The 19,160-nt window shown below is 56.9% G+C and carries 16 protein-coding genes; 1 reads left to right on the top strand and 15 read right to left on the bottom strand.

The window, feature by feature from the left end; translation table 11 throughout:
- Nucleotides 1-74: 74 nt before the first annotated feature.
- The 12 genes from MARHY_RS08315 to leuC form a co-directional block, all read right to left on the bottom strand.
- Complete coding sequence (locus MARHY_RS08315) at nucleotides 75-746, bottom strand: SPOR domain-containing protein (RefSeq protein WP_014421383.1); 672 nt, start codon at nucleotides 744-746, stop codon at nucleotides 75-77.
- A gap of 92 nt (nucleotides 747-838) precedes the next feature.
- Nucleotides 839-2,161, bottom strand: a complete 1,323-nt coding sequence (folC, locus tag MARHY_RS08310; RefSeq protein WP_014421382.1) for a bifunctional tetrahydrofolate synthase/dihydrofolate synthase — start codon at nucleotides 2,159-2,161, stop codon at nucleotides 839-841.
- Nucleotides 2,142-3,071 carry an acetyl-CoA carboxylase, carboxyltransferase subunit beta gene (gene accD, locus MARHY_RS08305; RefSeq protein ID WP_014421381.1) on the bottom strand — a complete coding sequence of 310 codons (930 nt, stop codon included), beginning with the start codon at nucleotides 3,069-3,071 and terminating at the stop codon, nucleotides 2,142-2,144. Before accD ends, folC begins: the two co-directional genes overlap by 20 nt.
- A gap of 38 nt (nucleotides 3,072-3,109) precedes the next feature.
- The gene (gene trpA, locus MARHY_RS08300) at nucleotides 3,110-3,922 is read right to left on the bottom strand and encodes a tryptophan synthase subunit alpha (protein ID WP_014421380.1); all 813 of its coding nucleotides are present in this window, start codon (nucleotides 3,920-3,922) and stop codon (nucleotides 3,110-3,112) included.
- 17 nt (nucleotides 3,923-3,939) lie between these two features.
- Complete coding sequence (trpB, locus tag MARHY_RS08295; RefSeq protein WP_197536003.1) at nucleotides 3,940-5,148, bottom strand: tryptophan synthase subunit beta; 1,209 nt, start codon at nucleotides 5,146-5,148, stop codon at nucleotides 3,940-3,942.
- Complete coding sequence (locus tag MARHY_RS08290) at nucleotides 5,141-5,770, bottom strand: phosphoribosylanthranilate isomerase (RefSeq protein ID WP_014421378.1); 630 nt, start codon at nucleotides 5,768-5,770, stop codon at nucleotides 5,141-5,143. The genes trpB and MARHY_RS08290 overlap by 8 nt, the downstream gene beginning before the upstream one ends.
- Nucleotides 5,767-6,675: a tRNA pseudouridine(38-40) synthase TruA gene (truA, locus tag MARHY_RS08285; protein ID WP_014421377.1), complete on the bottom strand. Its 909-nt coding sequence runs from the start codon at nucleotides 6,673-6,675 to the stop codon at nucleotides 5,767-5,769. The genes MARHY_RS08290 and truA overlap by 4 nt, the downstream gene beginning before the upstream one ends.
- An 84-nt stretch (nucleotides 6,676-6,759) precedes the next feature.
- Nucleotides 6,760-9,933 carry a FimV/HubP family polar landmark protein gene (locus MARHY_RS08280; RefSeq protein WP_014421376.1) on the bottom strand — a complete coding sequence of 1,058 codons (3,174 nt, stop codon included), beginning with the start codon at nucleotides 9,931-9,933 and terminating at the stop codon, nucleotides 6,760-6,762.
- 313 nt (nucleotides 9,934-10,246) lie between these two features.
- Nucleotides 10,247-11,362 (bottom strand): aspartate-semialdehyde dehydrogenase, encoded by a 1,116-nt coding sequence (asd, locus tag MARHY_RS08275; protein ID WP_041654691.1) that lies wholly within the window; start codon nucleotides 11,360-11,362, stop codon nucleotides 10,247-10,249.
- A gap of 126 nt (nucleotides 11,363-11,488) precedes the next feature.
- Nucleotides 11,489-12,562 (bottom strand): 3-isopropylmalate dehydrogenase, encoded by a 1,074-nt coding sequence (leuB, locus tag MARHY_RS08270; protein WP_014421373.1) that lies wholly within the window; start codon nucleotides 12,560-12,562, stop codon nucleotides 11,489-11,491.
- 18 nt (nucleotides 12,563-12,580) lie between these two features.
- On the bottom strand, nucleotides 12,581-13,228 hold the full coding sequence (gene leuD / locus MARHY_RS08265; protein ID WP_014421372.1) for a 3-isopropylmalate dehydratase small subunit: 648 nt from the start codon (nucleotides 13,226-13,228) through the stop codon (nucleotides 12,581-12,583).
- 17 nt (nucleotides 13,229-13,245) lie between these two features.
- Nucleotides 13,246-14,664 carry a 3-isopropylmalate dehydratase large subunit gene (gene leuC / locus MARHY_RS08260; RefSeq protein WP_014421371.1) on the bottom strand — a complete coding sequence of 473 codons (1,419 nt, stop codon included), beginning with the start codon at nucleotides 14,662-14,664 and terminating at the stop codon, nucleotides 13,246-13,248.
- Between the two features lie 365 nt (nucleotides 14,665-15,029).
- Here leuC and MARHY_RS08255 point away from each other — a divergent pair, with 365 nt between their 5' ends.
- A complete protein-coding gene (locus MARHY_RS08255; protein WP_014421369.1) occupies nucleotides 15,030-15,917 on the top strand; it encodes a LysR family transcriptional regulator in 888 nt (295 codons plus the stop codon).
- On the opposite strand, the gene MARHY_RS08250 is transcribed toward MARHY_RS08255, so the two are convergent.
- From MARHY_RS08250 to prmB, 3 genes are read right to left on the bottom strand one after another with little or no spacing between them, the layout of a single operon-like run.
- Entirely contained in the window at nucleotides 15,911-17,062 is a 1,152-nt protein-coding gene (locus MARHY_RS08250; RefSeq protein ID WP_041654689.1) for an MFS transporter, read from the bottom strand. The genes MARHY_RS08255 and MARHY_RS08250 overlap by 7 nt on opposite strands.
- 18 nt (nucleotides 17,063-17,080) lie before the next feature.
- Nucleotides 17,081-18,175: a chorismate synthase gene (gene aroC, locus MARHY_RS08245; protein WP_014421367.1), complete on the bottom strand. Its 1,095-nt coding sequence runs from the start codon at nucleotides 18,173-18,175 to the stop codon at nucleotides 17,081-17,083.
- Between the two features lie 37 nt (nucleotides 18,176-18,212).
- A complete protein-coding gene (gene prmB, locus MARHY_RS08240) occupies nucleotides 18,213-19,118 on the bottom strand; it encodes a 50S ribosomal protein L3 N(5)-glutamine methyltransferase (protein WP_014421366.1) in 906 nt (301 codons plus the stop codon).
- Between the last annotated feature and the right edge of the window lie 42 nt (nucleotides 19,119-19,160).

The raw sequence follows: 19,160 nt of genomic DNA, 5'->3' as shown, positions 1-19,160 counted from the left end.
ACGAAAGGCGGATTCTAACAGGAAACCGGGTGACACCAAACTGCCGAAGCCAGATTAAATCCGGCAACGGCCAGTTATTTGTCGCCGGTGGTGACCAGGCTGTTCAAGCCGAAGGCTTTATCAAGGGCCGCCTTGGCTTTCTGGGCATCGTCTTTGTTGACGAACGGGCCGCTGAATACCCGGGTCAGGGTGCTATCGCCGCGATCAACCTGTTGCAGGTGGGCGCCGTACCCCATGTCGAGAACCTTGTCCCGCAAACGCCGGGCGTTGTCCTGGTTACCAAAACTGCCAAGCTGCACCACCCACGCACCTTCAAGTGAACCCGTAAACTCGGCCTTATCGCCAGGTTCTGCAGCGCCTGTGGAGGCAGCATCTTGTTTTTCGGCTGGCGCCGCAGGCTCCGGCTCAGCGGAGGATTCTGCCGGTACTGGTTCCACCTGTTGGGAATTTGGCTCCGGGGCGGGCTCCTCCTCGGCAACAGCGTTTTCCTCGATGATCCGGAAACCGGCCGCCGGCTCGTCGTTAACGGGCGGCGCGGAACTCCTGGGTGCCTCTGCGCCGACGGTCTTGTTATCCGGATACTGAGATTCAGGCATCTCAACTTCGGGGAACGGAGGTTCCTCGGGAATGGTGATGGGGGTTGACTGTCTTTGGGAATGGGGCTCGTCAAAAATCATCGGCACGAAAATAACCGCGAGTGAAACCAGCACCAGTGCGCCAATGATCCGCTGCTTCAGTCCATCCACCTGAGAGGGCTCCCGTTAACAACCTGTTTGATCACGATACTAACCGGCCACTCGCCAGAACTCAAAGCTTCCCAGGGACCTATGGACAAACTTTAAGACGCTTCCGAAGCCGGCAGAAGCTCTTCCCTGGCCAGAGCAACCGTGAAGAACGAACCGAACACCACGACCCGATCACCGGACACTGCCTCGCCCATGGCCGCTGCGAGAGCCTCAGACACAGAATCAAAAACGCCGGGCGTTCCCTGAAATGGCACGCTTGCGATACGCTTCATCAGGCTGTCGGAATCAAGCCCTCTGGCAACATTCAGGCCCGCCAGGTACCACTGATCAACGACGGACGACATGGCACCGACCACACCCTCCACGTCCTTGTCTCCCAACGCGCCGTACACAGCCAGGATACGCCCGTGGCCATCACCATCACATCGAAGGCTACGGAGGTTGTCAGCGAGCCAGGCAGCAGCATGGGGGTTGTGACCAACGTCTATAATGACATCCGGATCGTGATGAATGGTTTCAAACCGGCCTGGAACCCGCACGCTATGTATCGCATGCTGAAGGCTTTCCAGTGAAAGCTCCGGTACGAGTTGCCGGGAGAGCACCGCCGCAGCCGCCACACTCTGGACAGGCAAGGGGCCGGCTGGCAACTCTATCTTCTCGTCGCCAATAGTGAGCAAAACCTGTCCGGGAGCACCGGGCGCAAGCGTATAATCACGACCGGTGAGCTTCAGCGCCACCTTCTGCGCCGCGGCCTGTTGAAGGACCGAGGATGGAGGATTTGGATCCGCACAAACGGCGGGTATACCCGGTCTGAGGATCCCCGCTTTTTCAAAACCAATGACTTCCCGGTTATCCCCCAGAAAACCAATATGATCGATATCTACTGACGTGATCACCGCGTAGTCCGGGTCCAGCACGTTGACTGCATCCAGGCGACCTCCCAACCCGACTTCCAGCACCCAATTCTCAACGCCGGCGTCTGCAAATGCGACAAAAGCGGCCAGCGTTCCGAATTCAAAATAGGTCAGAGTCACCCCGCGGCGAGCCGCCTCCACCCGCTCGAAGGCGGTCACCAGGGCCGCATCGGAAATCTCCTGGCCAACAATCCGAACCCGCTCGTTATAGCGGAACAGATGGGGGGACATATAAGCCCCGGTGCTCCTGCCGGCTGCCAGCAAAATCGACTCAAGTGCCGTAACCGTGGTGCCTTTGCCATTGGTCCCTGCCACGGTAATGATGCGAGCCTGAGGCTTGCGCGGGAACAACCGCCGCAGAACCACCAGTACCCGGTCCAGGCCGAGATCTATTTCTGTGGGATGAATGGCTTCGAGCCAGTGCAGCCATTCTTGAACAGACGCCCCGAGGGCCGGAGGCCCAACGGGGGCTGAGGAGGATTCAGTGCCCTTCTGGTTCATCAACGTCCGGCTTTTCAGTAACTTCAAATTCGATGGGGGCTTCGGTGCCGGGCTTTTCCTGGGCAGTAAACTTGGCCAACAGATGGGCGATGCGCTCACGCATCTGATGACGATGCAGAATCATATCAATCGCACCATGTTCCAGCAGAAATTCGCTGCGCTGGAAACCTTCCGGCAGTTTCTCGCGCACGGTTTGCTCGATAACCCGTGGGCCCGCGAAACCGATCAGAGCGTAAGGTTCAGCAATATTGAGGTCACCCAGCATAGCGAGGCTGGCCGATACACCACCAAAGACCGGATCGGTCATCACTGAAATGTATGGTATGCCTTCCTGCTTGAGCTTCTCCAACACCGCCGCGGTCTTGGCCATCTGCATCAATGACAGGATGGCTTCCTGCATGCGGGCACCGCCACTGGCGGAAAAGCAGACCAGCGGAATCCGGTGCTCAAGAGCCACATTCGCTGCCTGGACAAACTTCTCGCCAACCACCTGACCCATCGAACCGCCCAGGAAGTTGAACTCGAACGCGCAGGCAACCAAAGGGACACCCATGGTTGTGCCACGCATGGCAATCAGCGCATCTTTTTCGCCGGTCGCTTTCTGCGCCGCCGCGAGTCGGTCCTTGTAGCGCTTGCTGTCTTTGAACTTCAGCCGATCTGACGGTTCGAGGTGAGCTGCCAGCTCCTCACGCCCGTCTTTGTCCAGAAAGATATCCAGTCGACGACGTGCAGACACCCGCAGATGGTGATTACACTTGGGGCAAACGTCCAGGTTCTTCTCGAGCTCCGGCTTGTACAGGAATGCGCCGCATTTGGGGCATTTCTTCCATAACCCTTCCGGCACTCCGGTACGTTGCCGTGATTCCGAGCGAATCTTGCTCGGCATGATTTTGTCCAGCCAGTTACTCATGCTCTCGTCCTGTCCTTTGATGCCTGGATAATGCCCGCTCAGTGAGCGAGGCTGTCCAGCGCTTCGCGCATCGGGTGCAGCAGATCCGTCAGTGCGTTACGCAAAGCGTCAGGATCTGTCTGATGTCGGGCTATTGTATCGACCAGAACACTGCCAACAATTACACCATCGGATACTCTGCCTACTGCAGCGGCAGTTTCCGCATCCCTGATACCAAAGCCCACACCCACCGGTAACGCCGTGAGCTCGTGCACGTGGGCCACTTTCTTCGCGACTTCATCAACATCAATGGTTGCGGACCCGGTCACGCCCTTGATAGAAACATAGTACACATAGCCGGATGAGTGCTCGCTGATCGCCTTGATCCGGTCATCCGTGGTTGTCGGCGCCAAAAGGAAAACCGGATCGAGATGGCGGTCGGCAAACAGCGGTGCTACCTGATCAGCCTCTTCGGGAGGCAGGTCAACCGTCAGAACGCCATCGACACCTGCGTCCGCTGCCGCATCTGCAAACGCTTCATAGCCCATGGCCTCCATCGGGTTCAGATAACCCATCAGCACCACCGGGGTATCCGGATCGGTCTTGCGGAACTCCTTGACCATCGCCATTACCTGACGCAGCGACGTACCGTGCTTGAGCGCCCTTTCACAGGCCAGCTGAATCACCGGACCATCAGCCATCGGGTCCGAGAACGGCACGCCCAGCTCGATAATATCAGCACCGGCAGAGACCAGGGTATGCATCAGGCTGACCGTCTGATCCGGATGTGGATCGCCCGCTGTAATATAGGGAATCAGCGCCTTGCGGCCCTGCTCTTTCAATGCTTTCAATACGCCTTCAATTCGGCTCATGCCTGCTCCTGATACCTTCAGATCTCAATGCCATCAAGCTGGGCAATGGTGTGAATATCCTTGTCGCCGCGACCGGAGATGTTGATCACCAGCATTTGGTCCTTGTCCATGGTTGCGGCCAGCTTCACGCCATAAGCCACGGCGTGCGCGGTTTCCAGCGCCGGCATAATCCCTTCCACGCGTGTCAGTTTACGGAAGCCATCCAGGGCCTCGTCATCAGTCACCGACACATAATTGGCTCGGCCAATGTCTTTCAACCAGGCATGTTCGGGCCCCACTCCGGGATAGTCCAGACCAGCACTAACGGAATGTGTTCCGGCGATCTGGCCATTCTCATCTTCCATCAGGTAGGTCCGGTTACCATGCAGCACGCCGGGGCGACCGGCACAAAGCGGCGCCGCATGTTGTCCGGTTTCAATACCCAGACCACCAGCTTCAACACCATAAAGCTCCACGGACTCATCCGCCAGGAACGGATAGAACATACCAATGGCGTTAGAACCGCCACCGACGCAGGCCACCAGTGCGTCCGGCAGTTTACCCACTTTTTCCATCGCCTGTTTACGGATTTCACGCCCAATCACCGACTGGAAATCACGCACCAGTAAGGGATAGGGATGCGGCCCTGCCACTGTGCCGATGATGTAGAAAGTATCATCCACATTCGCGACCCAGTCGCGCATGGCATCATTCATGGCATCCTTAAGGGTTTTCGTACCGCTCTGAACGGCATGGACGGTCGCGCCCAACAGTTTCATGCGGTACACGTTCAGGGACTGACGCTTGACGTCTTCTGCCCCCATGAATACGTGACATTCAAGGCCCAGACGAGCACAAACCGTGGCGGTGGCTACACCATGTTGACCGGCGCCAGTTTCGGCAATGATGCGCTTCTTGCCCAGAAAACTGGCCAGCAGGGCCTGGCCAATGGTGTTATTCACCTTATGGGCACCGGTGTGGTTGAGGTCTTCGCGCTTGAGCCAGATTTGTGCGCCACCGGCTTCCCGGGTCAGGCGCTCTGCGAAATACAGCGGGCTGGGACGGCCAACATAATCGGCGAGGTCATTATCAAAAGTCGCCTGGAATTCCGGATCCTCCTTCAACCGAAGGTACTCCTTTTCCAGGGTCATCAGAGAATCCATCAGGGTTTCTGAAACAAACCGTCCACCAAAGGCACCGAAGTGACCTCTCGCATCAGGAAGCGCCTTCAACATTTCTTCAGTCAGTTTTACAGACACGGTGAACCTCTTTGAAAAATTGAGACAATTTGGTGGCGTCTTTCTTACCCTTGCTCTCTTCCACCCCACCGCTGACGTCAACAGCCCAGGGGCGTACCTGCTCAATCGCGCGGGCTACGTTATCAGATGACAACCCACCGGCCAATATCAGGGGCAAGGGCCTGCTTTCAGGAATCAGTGACCAGTTGAACGACTGGCCGGTACCGCCATAGCGGTTTGGATCCCAGGCGTCCACCAACAAACCGGAAGCCTGATGATAGTCGGCAAACGCCTGTTCGATCTGCCCGGGCTCACGCACCCTGACGGCCTTGATCCAGCGCCGGCCAAAAGACTGGCAGAACTCAGGACTCTCATCGCCATGGAACTGCAGGAGATCCAGTGGCACAGCATCCAGAACTGCTTTGACATAATCCCGCTCAGGATTCACGAACAGTCCGGTAACCGCCACGAACGCAGGAACCTTGGCGGCCAGGATTCGGGCCTGCTCGAGATCGACCGCTCTCGGGCTGGGCGCATAAAACACCAGACCTATGGCATCGGCGCCACAGGCTACCGCTGCTTCCACATCCTGCGGGCGCGTCAGGCCACATATTTTTACGCGGGCTGTCATGCCGGAGCCTTTCCCTGTTTCGGGTGTATGTGAGTTGGTGTGATCGGCGCGTTGCTGGCCGGGTCAAACCAGGGAGTAACGAACGCCGGTCCACACAATGCCTTGGGAATCCCGAAGGACTCAGGATAACCGACATCCACCAGGTAGAGCCCGTAAGGAGGGGCGGTCACACCGGCAAGTTTGCGATCACGGCGCTCCAGAATATCACCAATCCAGTCTTCAGACTGCTGACCATTACCAACCGCCATCAAGGCACCGGCAATATTGCGTACCATATGATGAAGAAAGGCGTTGGCCTGCACATCTATTACGACAAACTCTCCGCATCGGGTTACCGAAATCTGCTCCAGAAACCGAACCGGGGTCCGGGACTGGCAACCGGCAGCGCGAAATGAGGAGAAGTCATGCTCGCCGACCAGTGCCTGGGCTGCACGATGCATTCTTTCGGCATCCAACGGACGAAAGGTCCAGGACACCTGTCCACGCTGGATCCCCGGGCGCACCGGATGATTGTAGATCACATACCGGTAACGTCGGTAAATCGCGGAAAACCTGGCGTGAAAATCGCCCTGGCCGTTCCCTGCCCAGTGCACAGAAATGTCATCAGGTAATGCCGTGTTCATTCCCATGACCCAGGAACGAAGGTTTCGAACCGATGGCGTGTCAAAATGGGCTACCTGAAAACTGGCATGCACGCCGGCGTCGGTGCGACCTGCACACACCAGGTCGACCGGATGGTCGGCAACGCGGGCCGCGGCCCGGGAAAGTTCTGCCTCCACCGAACGCACGCCACTCTTCTGCAATTGCCAGCCATGAAAGGCCTGACCGTCGTACTCAAAGATGATGGCAACACGTCCATTACCAATGGCGTTATCTGTGGTGAGAGGCTGAGGCGTGAGGAACAAGTGCTGACCCGATTGCTGTCCACTGAAAAAGCAAAACGCCGGCTCAATGGCCGGCGCTTGCCGCGGTTAGTTGATTATAACGAATCAGGAGAGATTTTTAAGAAGCTCTTGTGCTTCTGCCTTCTGTTCTTCGTTACCCTCAAGAGCAACTTCCTCCAGAATATCCCTGGCACCGTCACTGTCACCCATTTCGATGTAGGCTCGTGCCAGATCAAGTTTGGTGGCAGCTTCGTCAGTACCGGCGAGGAAGTCAAAGTCATCCTCGTCGTCCAGAGCGCTCTCATCAATGTCCAACCCGCTATCACTACGAGTGGAGCTTTCATCCAGAGAGTCTGACGCCACCGGCACGACTTCGTCCTCCAGCTCTTCAGGAGCCGGTTCGGCCTCAGCAACCTCTTCTGTCTGCTCCGCCAGCTCTTCCGGATTCTGCTGGTCAACGCCCGGCTCATCAGCCTCGGATTCGCTGAGTGCATCTTCCAGCCCAAGCTCATCTTCCAGGGATGGTTCGTCTTCCTGAGGACCTGCAGGTTCTCCGTTATCAGAGAACTCTTCCATCAGCGCGAGATCTTCATCAGATACATCCAGTTCCAGGTCATCCAGATCGGATTCTCCAAGCTCCAGTTCAGAAGGCTCATCGTCCTCGCCGGCAACCTTATCCAGCTCCGCATCAAGCTCGTCCAGGAAGGACTCGTCAAGCGAATCAGACTCCAGGTCCAGATCCGATACCTCGGTGTCTTCCTGCTTAACTGACTCTTCTTCCGTCGACTCAAGGTCGTCATCAAGATCGAAGCCCAGCTCAAGATCGTCTTCCTGATCCGAACCGGTACCAGACAGATCCGCCTCAACCGGCGCCGCTTCATCGGCTTCGAAGGAGGGCTCATCTGAACCGGCGAGCGCGTCGTCTTCAAAGGCCGACTCGAAATCCAGACTGAAGTCCTCTTCTTTGGATTCGGAAGTCCCGGTTGCCTCATCCAGACCGGAATCCAGATCCAGGGAAGCGTAATCGGTTTCGGTGGCGGACTCGTCTTCAGACTCCGGTTCTTCACCAATGCCGGACAGATCGTACTCAATCATGTCATCCCGGCCATCGGATTCTTTGCTGACATCAGATTCCAGCTCACCGAACTCATTTTCGTCAGCGGGCCCTGAAGTGGCTTCAAATTCGTCCGCTTTCAGCTCGTCGGAGATATCCCAGTCATCCGAAGCCTGCTCGGTGGCCGGCTCTTGCTCTGGCTGACTGCCGAACGAATCCGAACGCAGTTGAGATTCAAGGTCGTCGATGCTGGGCATCGCTTCAGCTTCAGCAAGGCGCTCCCGGAGGGATTCAGCTTCCTGGATAGCGGCCTCATCATCCAGCGCTTCAACTTCACGGTACTGCTTTTCAAACGCGTCACGATCCTGATTGTCCGCATACACCGACAACAGCTTCAGGCGCAGATCAGTGCGGCTGGGCTCACGTGAAATGGCGCTTTCGAGCACCTGGGCTGCCTGATCGTGACGACCGTAGGCAACATAGGTTTCTGCTTCGGCAATGGCATCACCGGCTTCCGCTTCTGCCTCACCCTCATCTTCGAGACTGAGGTCGAACGAATCACCGCCTTCGCCCTCATCACTGTTCAACTGGTCGTAGAACTCTTTCTCTCGATTGGCATTGCGTCGTGCCACGAGCAGCAACAACAGAAGCAGAAGGATAAGGCCACCACCGAGGGCAATCTGATACATCGGATTGTTCAGAATACCGTCAATAATGTTACCCGGAAATGCCTTTTCAGGCGCCGTTACTGGCTGCTGCGGTTTTGGCTGCTGGGCCTGGGGGACGGCCGCTGGCTCAGGTTCAGATGATGATTCCTGCTCGGTAACCGCAGGCTGCTCTGCCACCACCTCATCCGCAGCGCCCGCGTCGACATCACCACCAAACGGCTCTTCACCTGCAATATCAGCTTCGTCCGGGGCCATGGCGCTATCTTCTTCCGCCATCGCTGTGTCGGCCGATTCACCATCAGCGGCTTCATCAGACTGGCCGTCTGATACCGGTTCTTCGCCGGTGCCGGCACCCAGATCACCTTCTACAGGTGTGGTCGCCGGTTCAGCGTCAGACTCGGTCACGCCAGTGTCGGTCGGGGCCGGAGACTCTTCCTCCGACACCATACCCTGCATGTCCGCCAGTTGGCTGTTCTTCAGCTCCAGCAACCGCTGCAGGGTCTCAACCTGATCCTGCAGATCCTGGACACGGGTATTGAGCTCGTCATTTTCGCGTTTTGCGGCTTCCAGCTCTTCCATCGCAACTGCGGAACCGGCATCAACACCGCCAGGCAGATCACCGTCACCACCGGCAGAACCACCGTCTTCGGTAGACCGGGATTCCGATTCATCGGCAACCAGCAGGCGCAACTCATCACCCGCTGCCGCCTGGGTAGCACCCTGGACTGCTGCGGCCCGGGCGGTATCCGTTGCATCAACGGTTCTCGGAGACTGGAATTCCTGGTTCTGCTGTGCAACTACCCGGTTGGCTTCAGCGCGGCTACGGCTCCGAATCTGATCCAGAGAGGGAATCCGCAACACCTCACCACGCTTCAGGCGGTTAATATTCCCGCCAATGAACGCATTAGGATTCTGATCCTGAATCGCGAGCATAACCTGCTGCATGGAAACCGAACCATCCGGACGTACCTGCTGGGCAATGGTCCAGAGTGTGTCGGATGGCCCTGTCGGACCAAACGTATCTGCCTGATAGCCACGCGACACGGAGCCTTCTGCTGCCGCCTGGCGGCGGACAGATTCCTGGCTGCGCGCCGGCTGCTGTCGGGTGGCTGTCGTGGCCGGAGCACTGACTTGCTCCTCAATACCAGATTCCTCGGCGTAGACCGGAGGATCGACCAGCACGGCATATTCCCGCATCAGGCGACCATTGGGCCAGGTCAGCTCGAGGAGGAAATTCAGATACGGCTCGCGTACTGGCGCCCGGGAGGAAACATTGATGGCCAGGTTGCCATCCGTCCCGGTAACCACTTCAAACCTTAATTGACTCAGAAACTGGTGGCGGTCCAGGCCGACGCGCTCATAGGCGGCCTCCGGTGCCACATTGACGAACACTTCACCGGGATCAACACCGCGACTCTGATTCAGTGATATTTCTGCATCCAGTGGCTCATTCAGCCAGGACTGGAGCTCAATTTCTCCAAGTCCAAGCGCCTGAGCCATTCCAGAGCCGAGCCCTCCCGCCAGCGCCAGGGCAACCGCAAGCTTGCGTACCTTCATGCTTATTCCTTTCCAGTCTCCGTTATTCTTTACTGCCGTATCTCAACAGAATCGGACGAGGTTGGATGACTTTCGCCTTGTTATTTCTCGTTTTTATATCGCAATTATACCGTTCGGTTTGGCAAGTATTGTTGATAAAACCCGTTTTATCAATCAATCAGCTGCAATCCTTGCACCGTTTTTTTATCTATCGGGCGGAACTCCTTAGCGCCCTTGAAAATAACAGGGGCGGACGCTGAAATCAGCCTCCGCCCCTGACCGGCTTGCAAAAAACCGGACACAGTTGGCATTAATTACCGCTGTGTAACACTTTTTAACGTTCCTGAAGGATTCGCAGCATCCGACGCAGCGGTTCTGCAGCACCCCACAGCAACTGGTCACCCACCGTGAAAGCGGAAATGTATTCCGGCCCCATGGACAACTTGCGAACTCGACCAATCGGAATACTCAGTGTGCCAGTGACCTTGGCCGGAGTGAGTTCCTGCATGGTGGCATCGCGATCGTTGGGAATAACTTTCACCCAGTCGTTGGCCTTGGCCAGAATGCCTTCAATTTCGGAAACTGACAGGTCTTTCTTCAGCTTGATGGTCAGCGCCTGACTATGGGAACGCATGGCGCCAATGCGCACGCAGATACCATCGATAGGGATCGGGTTGTCACTCCGACCAAGAATCTTGTTGGTCTCGACGCCCGCTTTCCACTCTTCCTTGCTCATGCCGTTATCGAGCTGCTTGTCGATAAACGGAATCAGACTGCCCGCCAGCGGCACACCGAAATGCTCAGTGGGGAAATCGCCGGAACGCATGGTATCAGTCACCTTGCGATCGATGTCGAGGATGGCGGAAGACGGGTCAGCCAGCTCAGATTTGACGCTCTCATTCAACGCGCCCATCTGGTTCAACAGCTCCCGCATATTCTGGGCACCAGAGCCGGACGCTGCCTGGTACGTCATCGGAGACACCCACTCGATCAGATCCTGCTCCAGCAGGCCGCCCAGGGCCAGCATCATCAGGCTCACGGTGCAGTTACCGCCGATATAATCCTTTACGCCCTTATCCAGGGCCGCATCGATCACGTTACGGTTAACCGGATCCAGCACGATCACAGAGTGATCGACCATACGCAGAGTGGATGCCGCATCAATCCAGTAACCGTCCCAGCCTGCATCACGCAGCTTCTGGTAAACCTCGGTGGTGTAATCGCCGCCCTGACAGGTAACGATCACATCCATCCCCTTGAGGATGTCGATATCGAACGCGTCCTGCAATGGAGGAACGCCGTCTTTGCCTACGTCCGGGGCCGGCTTCCCTGCCTGGGAAGTGGTGAAAAACACCGGATCGATGTCGGCAAAATCATTTTCTTCACGCATGCGCTGCATGAGGACCGAGCCCACCATGCCGCGCCAACCTACAAGTCCAACTCGCTTCATGTGCGACCTTTGAACCTCGTTTTATGCCCGCCCGCTACCGTTATCGCTGGCAGGGACAGGATGGATGATCCCGCAACGGCTGCATCCTGCCGTTGTCGGGTCTCGATTGAGCAAACCAGTGGTGCTTTAAAGCGCGTTCAGAACCGCCTCACCCATGTCGCGAGTGGATACCTTCTGACCGCCTTCCGACATAATGTCGGCGGTACGCAGCCCCTGGTCCAGCACCTTGCTGACCGCCGCCTCGATGGCCTGGGCGGCTTTTTCCTCATTCAGGCTGTAACGCAACATCATTGCAGCACTGAGGATGGTAGCCAGCGGGTTGGCAATGCCCTGCCCGGCAATATCCGGCGCCGAGCCGTGACACGGCTCATACATACCCTGCTTTTCGGAATTCAGTGACGCAGAGGGAAGCATGCCGATAGAACCGGTGAGCATTGCCGCTTCGTCAGAAAGAATATCACCAAACATGTTGCCAGTCACAATCACGTCGAACTGCTTGGGCGCACGGACCAACTGCATGGCTGCGTTATCCACGTACATATGGGAAAGCTCCACATCCGGATATTCCCGCTTCAGGTCTTCCATGATTTCCCGCCACAGCACGGTCACTTCCAGCACGTTGGCCTTGTCAACCGAGCACAGCTTCTTGCCTCGTTGCTGGGCCGCCTCGAAGGCAACCCGGCCAATACGCCGAATCTCGGACTCGGTGTACTGGTAGGTGTTGTAGCCCTGGCGCTCACCGCTTTCCAGCTCACGCACACCACGAGGCTGTCCAAAATAAATACCACCGGTGAGTTCGCGGACGATCAGAATGTCCAGCCCGGAAACCACCTCCGGCTTCAGGGACGAAGCAGACGCCAGCTGCGGATACAGAATGGCCGGACGCAGGTTGGCAAACAGCTCAAGGTTGGAACGCAGCCCCAACAGTCCCTTTTCCGGGCGCTTCGCCATCGGGAGGCTGTCCCACTTAGGGCCGCCTACGGCCCCCAGCAGAATCGCGTCAGCCTTACGGGCCTTCTCCAGGGTTTTTTCAGGCAGCGGTGTGTCTGTCTCATCAATCGCCGCACCACCAACGAGAGCAGACTCAAAACCAAGACCCAGACCGAACTGGTCATTCACCTTATGCAGAACCTTCTCCGCTTCTGCCACAATCTCCGGACCGATGCCGTCGCCCGGCAGGAGCAATACATTACGGGACATAATCCAATTCCTTGTTAATCAGTTTCCAGTATTAAACAACCAGGGAGCGGTCTTGCGCCGGGATTCTTCATAAGCGCGAATGGTATCCGCATCTTCCAGGGTCACGCCAATGTCGTCCAGACCGTTCAGCAGGCAATGACGACGGAAATCGTCCACCTCAAAACTGAACGACTCGCCACCGGGCGTCGTCACCGTTTTCGCTTCGAGATCGATCGTCAGCTGATAGCCTTCATTCTCTTCGGTTTCCCGGAACAGCTTATCAACCACTTTCTCATCTAAAACAATGGGTAAAAGTCCATTCTTAAAGCAGTTGTTGTAGAAAATATCAGCGAAACTCGGAGCAATAATCACCCGGAAGCCGAAATCATCCAGCGCCCATGGCGCGTGCTCACGACTCGAACCACAGCCAAAATTGGTCCGCGCCAGCAACACGCTGGCGTTTTTGTAGCGATCCTGGTTCAGCACAAAGTCCGGATTCAGGGGGCGGTTGGAGCAATCCTGATCCGGCTTGCCTTCATCCAGATAACGCAGCTCATCGAACAGGTTCGGGCCAAAGCCCGTGCGCTTGATGGACTTCAAAAACTGCTTGGGAATGATCATGTCCGTGTCCACATTGGAACGGTCCATGGGGGCAACAATGCCCTGGTGTTGCGTAAATGCTCGCATGGTCTCTCTCCTGTGGCTCAGTTCATCAATTCACGGACATCAACGAAGTGGCCAGTCACCGCTGCCGCGGCGGCCATGGCCGGGCTCACAAGGTGAGTCCGCCCACCAAAGCCCTGACGACCTTCGAAGTTCCGGTTTGAGGTAGACGCACAATGCTCACCCTGCCCCAGCTTGTCGGCGTTCATGGCCAGACACATGGAACAACCCGGATCACGCCATTCCAGACCCGCCTCGATAAAGATTTTGTCGAGACCTTCCTGCTCCGCCTGGGTTTTGACCAGACCGGAACCCGGAACCACCATCGCCTGCTTGAGGCTGGCCGCGACCTTGCGACCTTTTACCACCGCCGCCGCTTCCCGCAGATCCTCAATTCGGCTGTTGGTGCAGGAACCGATAAACACGCGATCCAGCTTGATATCGGTAATCTTCTGATTCGGCTGAAGGCCCATGTACTTCAACGCGCGGACGATCCCCTCGCGCTTGATGGGATCCTCTTCCTTCGCAGGATCCGGCACCGCGCCCTCTACACCAACCACCATCTCCGGCGACGTGCCCCAGCTCACCTGAGGCTGAATGGCGGAACCATCAAGCTCAACCACTTTGTCGAACACCGCATCATCGTCGCTGTGGAGCGTGCGCCAATATTCAACCGCCTTGTCCCAGGTCTCACCCCTGGGCGAAAACGGACGACCTTTGACATACTCGATGGTGGTGTCATCCACTGCCACCATACCCACCCGGGCACCGGCTTCGATGGACATATTACAAATGGTCATCCGGCCTTCCATGCTCAAACCACGGATCGCCTCGCCACCAAATTCAATGGCGTAACCGGTACCACCGGCGGTACCAATCTTGCCGATGATCGCCAGAACCACATCCTTGCCGGTAACACCCGCGCCCAGCTTGCCGTTCACCTTTACCAGCATGTTCTTCATCTTCTTCTGGACCAGGCACTGGGTCGCCAGAACATGCTCCACTTCAGACGTGCCGATACCATGAGCCAGACAGCCAAAAGCGCCGTGAGTAGAAGTATGAGAATCACCGCAGACAATGCTCATGCCCGGCAAAGTCGCGCCCTGCTCCGGCCCAATCACATGCACGATGCCCTGGCGCTGATCCTTGATCTTGAATTCGAGAATCCCGAACTCGTCACAGTTCTTGTCCAGCGTCTCCACCTGGGTTCGGGAGACCGGATCCACAATGCCGTCGATACCTTTATCACGATCCGTGGTGGGAACGTTATGATCCGGTGTGGCGATATTGGCATCAATCCGCCAAGGCTTACGGCCGGCCAGACGAAGGCCTTCAAAGGCCTGAGGTGATGTCACTTCGTGCAACAATTGACGATCAATGTAAATCAACGCGGAACCATCGTCCCGCTGCTTGACCAAATGGTCGTCCCACAATTTGTCGTATAAAGTCTTGCCCGCCATGATTCTCTCTCACTCTCTGGGGGTTTCTGTTTCTGCTTCGAATGGTGACATCATACCCCTGCGTCACGAATAACCTCAATTCATGTTTTTTATGCTTTGCATTCCAAATAGGAATCAATAATAGTAGAGCCATACTTCGGCGCAGGTCACGAACGGGCGGGTAAGGCCCCATACGCTCTGCGCGCCTGCTGGCATTTGTCACCAGACGGCATACTGTGATTACCGATAGCGGGTTTGGGTGGCCTCTCCCGAAAATGTCGGAGGCCATGGATGGCCGGAGAGAAGCGCACATGGATGTGCTTGTAGCGGTTTTCGGGAGAGGCCACCCAAAGCCGCGCTCACACCAACGTCAAAGGTTCTGCCCAATGGACGCAAACTCCCTGAAAGCATTCCTGACAATCGTCGACCAGGGTTCCTTCTCAGAAGCCGCTGAAACCCTGCACCTGACACAGCCAGCCATCAGCAAACGCCTGGCCGCCCTGGAAACCCAACTGGACACCCGACTGATCGACCGCAGCAACCGCGAAATCCGCCTGACCGAAGCCGGCACAAGGCTCCTCCCCCATGCCCGCAAAATCCTCGACGAAATCCACAACGCCCGCATGGCCCTGACCACCAGCGCCGCCAGCATCGGAGGCGAACTCCACGCCATCGCCAGCCACCACATCGGCCTGCACCACCTGCCCAACTGGCTGCGCCGCTACCGTCGGGAATACCCTCAAGTGGATCTGCATCTGCAATTCATGGAATCCGATGCCGCCTACGACCAGATGAACAAACGCAACGCAGAACTGGCCTTTGTGACCCTCAGCGACAGCATGAATCCGGAATTCTCCATCCTTGCCCAGTGGCCAGACCCAATGGCCTTCGTGGTTGGGAAAGAACACCCTCTCGCAACACTGGCGAGCCCTTCACTTTCTGACCTCGCTCCACACCCGGCGCTGCTACCGGATACCAGTACCGCCACCTACCGGGTGGTCAGCCGTCTGTTCCTGGAAGCCAACCTCACCCTGAAACCCCTCATGCCAACCAACTATCTGGAAACCATCAAAATGATGGTAAGCGTTGGCCTTGGGTGGAGCATTTTGCCGGTCAGCATGCTCGATAACAGCCTGAAAGTGCTTGAAGTGCCCCACCCTGTTACCCGGGTTCTGGGTGCCGTGGCACTGTCCCGACGACAACTGGGCAGTGCCGCACAGGCAATGCTGCAGATAGTGGAACAGGAAGAAACGCGACCAGAGTCCGGTCAATGAGCTAGCTGGGGTTCCGGCGGCTGCAAGCCCCGCCAGGTCACGATAATCGCAAGGGCCATTGCGGCGGCACCACCCCAGAACGCCGCGGAGGTACTGAAACCATCCACCAGGAAACCGGATAACCATGCACCGAGCGCCCCGCCGGCGCCGAAGGTCAGGCCACTGTATAGAGCCTGACCCTGGCCATGATGGTGTTTACCGAAAAAGCCCTGAATGTATTGGACGGATACTGCATGCAACGCGCCGTAAGAAGCCGCATGCAGCAGTTGGGCAAAGATCAGTACCGGCAATACCGACGTAAGCTCGGCAATCAGGCCCCAGCGGATCATCGTCAGCACCAGCGCCCCCAGCACCACCTGCCGTACACTAAAACGCCGGGATAGCCTGTGCATAATCAGAAACAAGCCTATCTCTGCGATGACTCCGAGTGACCACAGCAACCCGATAGCCAGCTTGCCGTATCCATGCTGTTCCAGGTGGATACTGAAGAAGGTGTAGTAGGCACCATGTGATACCTGAAGCAGAAAATTCATCGCGAAAAAAGCAATCACAGCCGGATGAGTGACAATTGCTTTCAGGCTACCGACAGGTGCGGATTGCTGCTTGCGCTCACCACGCTCGGAAGGTACCAGAAATGCCGAGACGGCAATCCCTGCGAATACCGGCAATAACAGCCACGGCAAGTACTGAATCTCCACCAGTTCCAGTAGCCCGCCGATCAGAGCCACTGCTCCGATAAATCCTACAGAGCCCCAAAGACGAACCTTGCCGTACTTGTCCCGGTGCTTGCCGAGTACCCGCAAGGTAATGACTTCATACAGCGGCAAAATGGCGTTCCAGAAAAAGGTGAACACCAGCATGACCAGCAACAGACCGTAGAATCCGGGTTCCAGAAATACGCCGGCGAAAAACATCGAGCCGAAAATAGCACCAAATCGCACCAGGCGGACCCGCTGGCCGGTCCGGTCACCGATGTAACCCCAAACGCTGGGTGCAACGATCTTGGTTAGCTGGATGGTCGCCATCAATGTGGCGATCTGGAGATAGGAGTAGCCCTGCCCCTCAAGATAGAGGGACCAATAGGGCAAAAGCCCTCCAAGGAGGGCGAAAAACCAGAAATAGAGGTTCGACAGCCGCCAGTAGATGGTAGCGCCTCCCCTGAATCAGAGCTGGCCGAGGACCGGCGTGGTGACTTCTACATCGCCGTTCTGGCCGCGATGACGCAGGTAATGGTCCATCAGGACGATCGCCATCATGGCCTCGGCGATGGGCGTCGCGCGGATACCTACACACGGGTCGTGCCGACCAGTGGTGATCACCTCCACCGGATTGCCGTCTACATCAATGCCCTTGCCGGGCAGGCGCAAGCTTGATGTTGGCTTTAGTGCAATGCTGGCAACAATCGGCTGACCGGAGGCAATGCCGCCCAAAACACCACCGGCATTGTTGGAAAGGAAGCCTTCTGGCGTCATCTCATCCCGGTGCTCTGTCCCTTTCTGCTCGATGCAATCAAAACCGGCACCGATCTCCACACCCTTGACCGCGTTGATGCTCATCAGGGCGTGAGCAAGATCGGCATCCAGACGATCAAAAATCGGCTCACCAAGACCTGGAGGGACCCCCTCCGCAACCACATTGATGCGGGCGCCAATCGAATCCCCTTCTTTACGCAAAGCATCCATGTAGGCTTCCATCTCGGAGACCTTGTCTGCATCCGGACAAAAGAACGGATTCTGGTGAACCTGCTCCCAATCCAGCTTGTCTGCCTTGATCGGCCCTAACTGGGAAAGATAACCCCGCACTTTGATCCCGAGACGCTGCTCAAGAAACTTCCGGGCGACGGCGCCGGCGGCAACCCGCATGGCGGTTTCTCTGGCAGAAGAGCGACCACCACCACGATAATCCCGGGCACCGTACTTGTGGTGGTAGGTGTAGTCTGCGTGGGCCGGGCGGAACTGAGCAGCAATCTTGGAATAGTCCTTGGAGCGCTGATCCGTGTTCTCGATAATCAGACCGATCGGTGTACCGGTGGTTTTGCCTTCAAAGACACCAGACAGAATCCGAACCTCATCCGCCTCACGACGCTGGGTCGTATGCCGGGAAGTACCGGGTTTGCGGCGATCCAGGTCCCGCTGCATATCCTCTTCTGACAGCTCCAGGCCTGGAGGACAACCGTCGATAATGCAGCCCAGGGCCGCGCCGTGACTTTCACCAAAGGTGGTGACGGTGAACAGCTTTCCGAATGTATTTCCCGACATAATTCAGCACTTTATACAGGTTTTGTAATTTACGATCTTAGCTTTTTCGGGCCTGCCATTCACGCAGATCCCGGGCAGTGACCAGGAATACGCCATCGCCGCCGTTCTCGAATTCCAGCCAGGTTAACGGCAAATCCGGGTAGGCATCATCCATGGCACCCCAGGAGTTGCCAACCTCCACAATCAGGAGTCCGTCGTCGGTGAGGTAATCGGTAGCCTGGGCAACTATACGGTGGGCAATGTCCAGCCCATCGTCTCCGGCAGCCAGGCCCAGTTCGGGCTCATGGTGATACTCGGCCGGCATGTCTGCAAGGTCTTCCGCGTCCACATAAGGCGGGTTACTGACGATCACGTCGTAGCGACCTTCGATGTTGTCGAAAACATCCGACTGAATCGCGCGTACGCGACCCTCCAGTCCATGAAGTTCAATATTGGACTCAGCTACGGCGAGGGCATCCGCCGAAATATCAGACAGATCCACTTCCGCCTCGTCAAAAACCGTCGCTGCGCCAATACCGATACAGCCGCTGCCAGTACACAAATCCAGAATTCGTTGAACCTGCGTAGCGCCTAACCAGGGCTGAAGACCGTTCTCCAGCAGTTCGCCAATCGGCGAACGGGGAACCAGAACACGCTCATCAACGTTGAACGGCATCCCCATAAACCAGGCTTCGCCAAGCAGGTAAGCAATCGGAATACGCTCGTTGACCCGACGCTCTACGCGCTCGAGAATCAGTTCCCGCTCTGAACGGGTCAGTCGCGCATCCAGAAACAGATTGTTGTTTTCCAGCGGTAGATGCAGGCTGCGCAATACAAGCTGAACGGCCTCATCCCAGACGTTATCAGTGCCATGGCCAAAGTAGATTGGCGAAGCCGCAAAACGGGAAACCGTGAACCGAAGCAGGTCACGGATGGAGTGCAGATCGTCAACGGGACTGGTCAAAACTTAGCTTCCTGGTCTGGCTAATGGTGCGCGGCATTATAC

It is taken from the genome of Marinobacter nauticus ATCC 49840, assembly GCF_000284615.1.
GTDB classification, from domain to species: Bacteria; Pseudomonadota; Gammaproteobacteria; order Pseudomonadales; family Oleiphilaceae; genus Marinobacter; species Marinobacter nauticus.
This window is presented reverse-complemented; position numbering and strand designations above follow the sequence as displayed.

Coding starts and splice junctions, on each gene's coding strand:
- folC (WP_014421382.1), bottom strand. CDS start 2,161: ATGAACCAGAAGGGCACTGAATCCTCCTCAGCCCCCGTTGGGCCTCCG.
- accD (WP_014421381.1), bottom strand. CDS start 3,071: ATGAGTAACTGGCTGGACAAAATCATGCCGAGCAAGATTCGCTCGGAA.
- trpA (WP_014421380.1), bottom strand. CDS start 3,922: ATGAGCCGAATTGAAGGCGTATTGAAAGCATTGAAAGAGCAGGGCCGC.
- MARHY_RS08290 (WP_014421378.1), bottom strand. CDS start 5,770: ATGACAGCCCGCGTAAAAATATGTGGCCTGACGCGCCCGCAGGATGTG.
- MARHY_RS08280 (WP_014421376.1), bottom strand. CDS start 9,933: ATGAAGGTACGCAAGCTTGCGGTTGCCCTGGCGCTGGCGGGAGGGCTC.
- asd (WP_041654691.1), bottom strand. CDS start 11,362: ATGAAGCGAGTTGGACTTGTAGGTTGGCGCGGCATGGTGGGCTCGGTC.
- leuB (WP_014421373.1), bottom strand. CDS start 12,562: ATGTCCCGTAATGTATTGCTCCTGCCGGGCGACGGCATCGGTCCGGAG.
- leuD (WP_014421372.1), bottom strand. CDS start 13,228: ATGCGAGCATTTACGCAACACCAGGGCATTGTTGCCCCCATGGACCGT.
- leuC (WP_014421371.1), bottom strand. CDS start 14,664: ATGGCGGGCAAGACTTTATACGACAAATTGTGGGACGACCATTTGGTC.
- MARHY_RS08255 (WP_014421369.1), top strand. CDS start 15,030: ATGGACGCAAACTCCCTGAAAGCATTCCTGACAATCGTCGACCAGGGT.
- aroC (WP_014421367.1), bottom strand. CDS start 18,175: ATGTCGGGAAATACATTCGGAAAGCTGTTCACCGTCACCACCTTTGGT.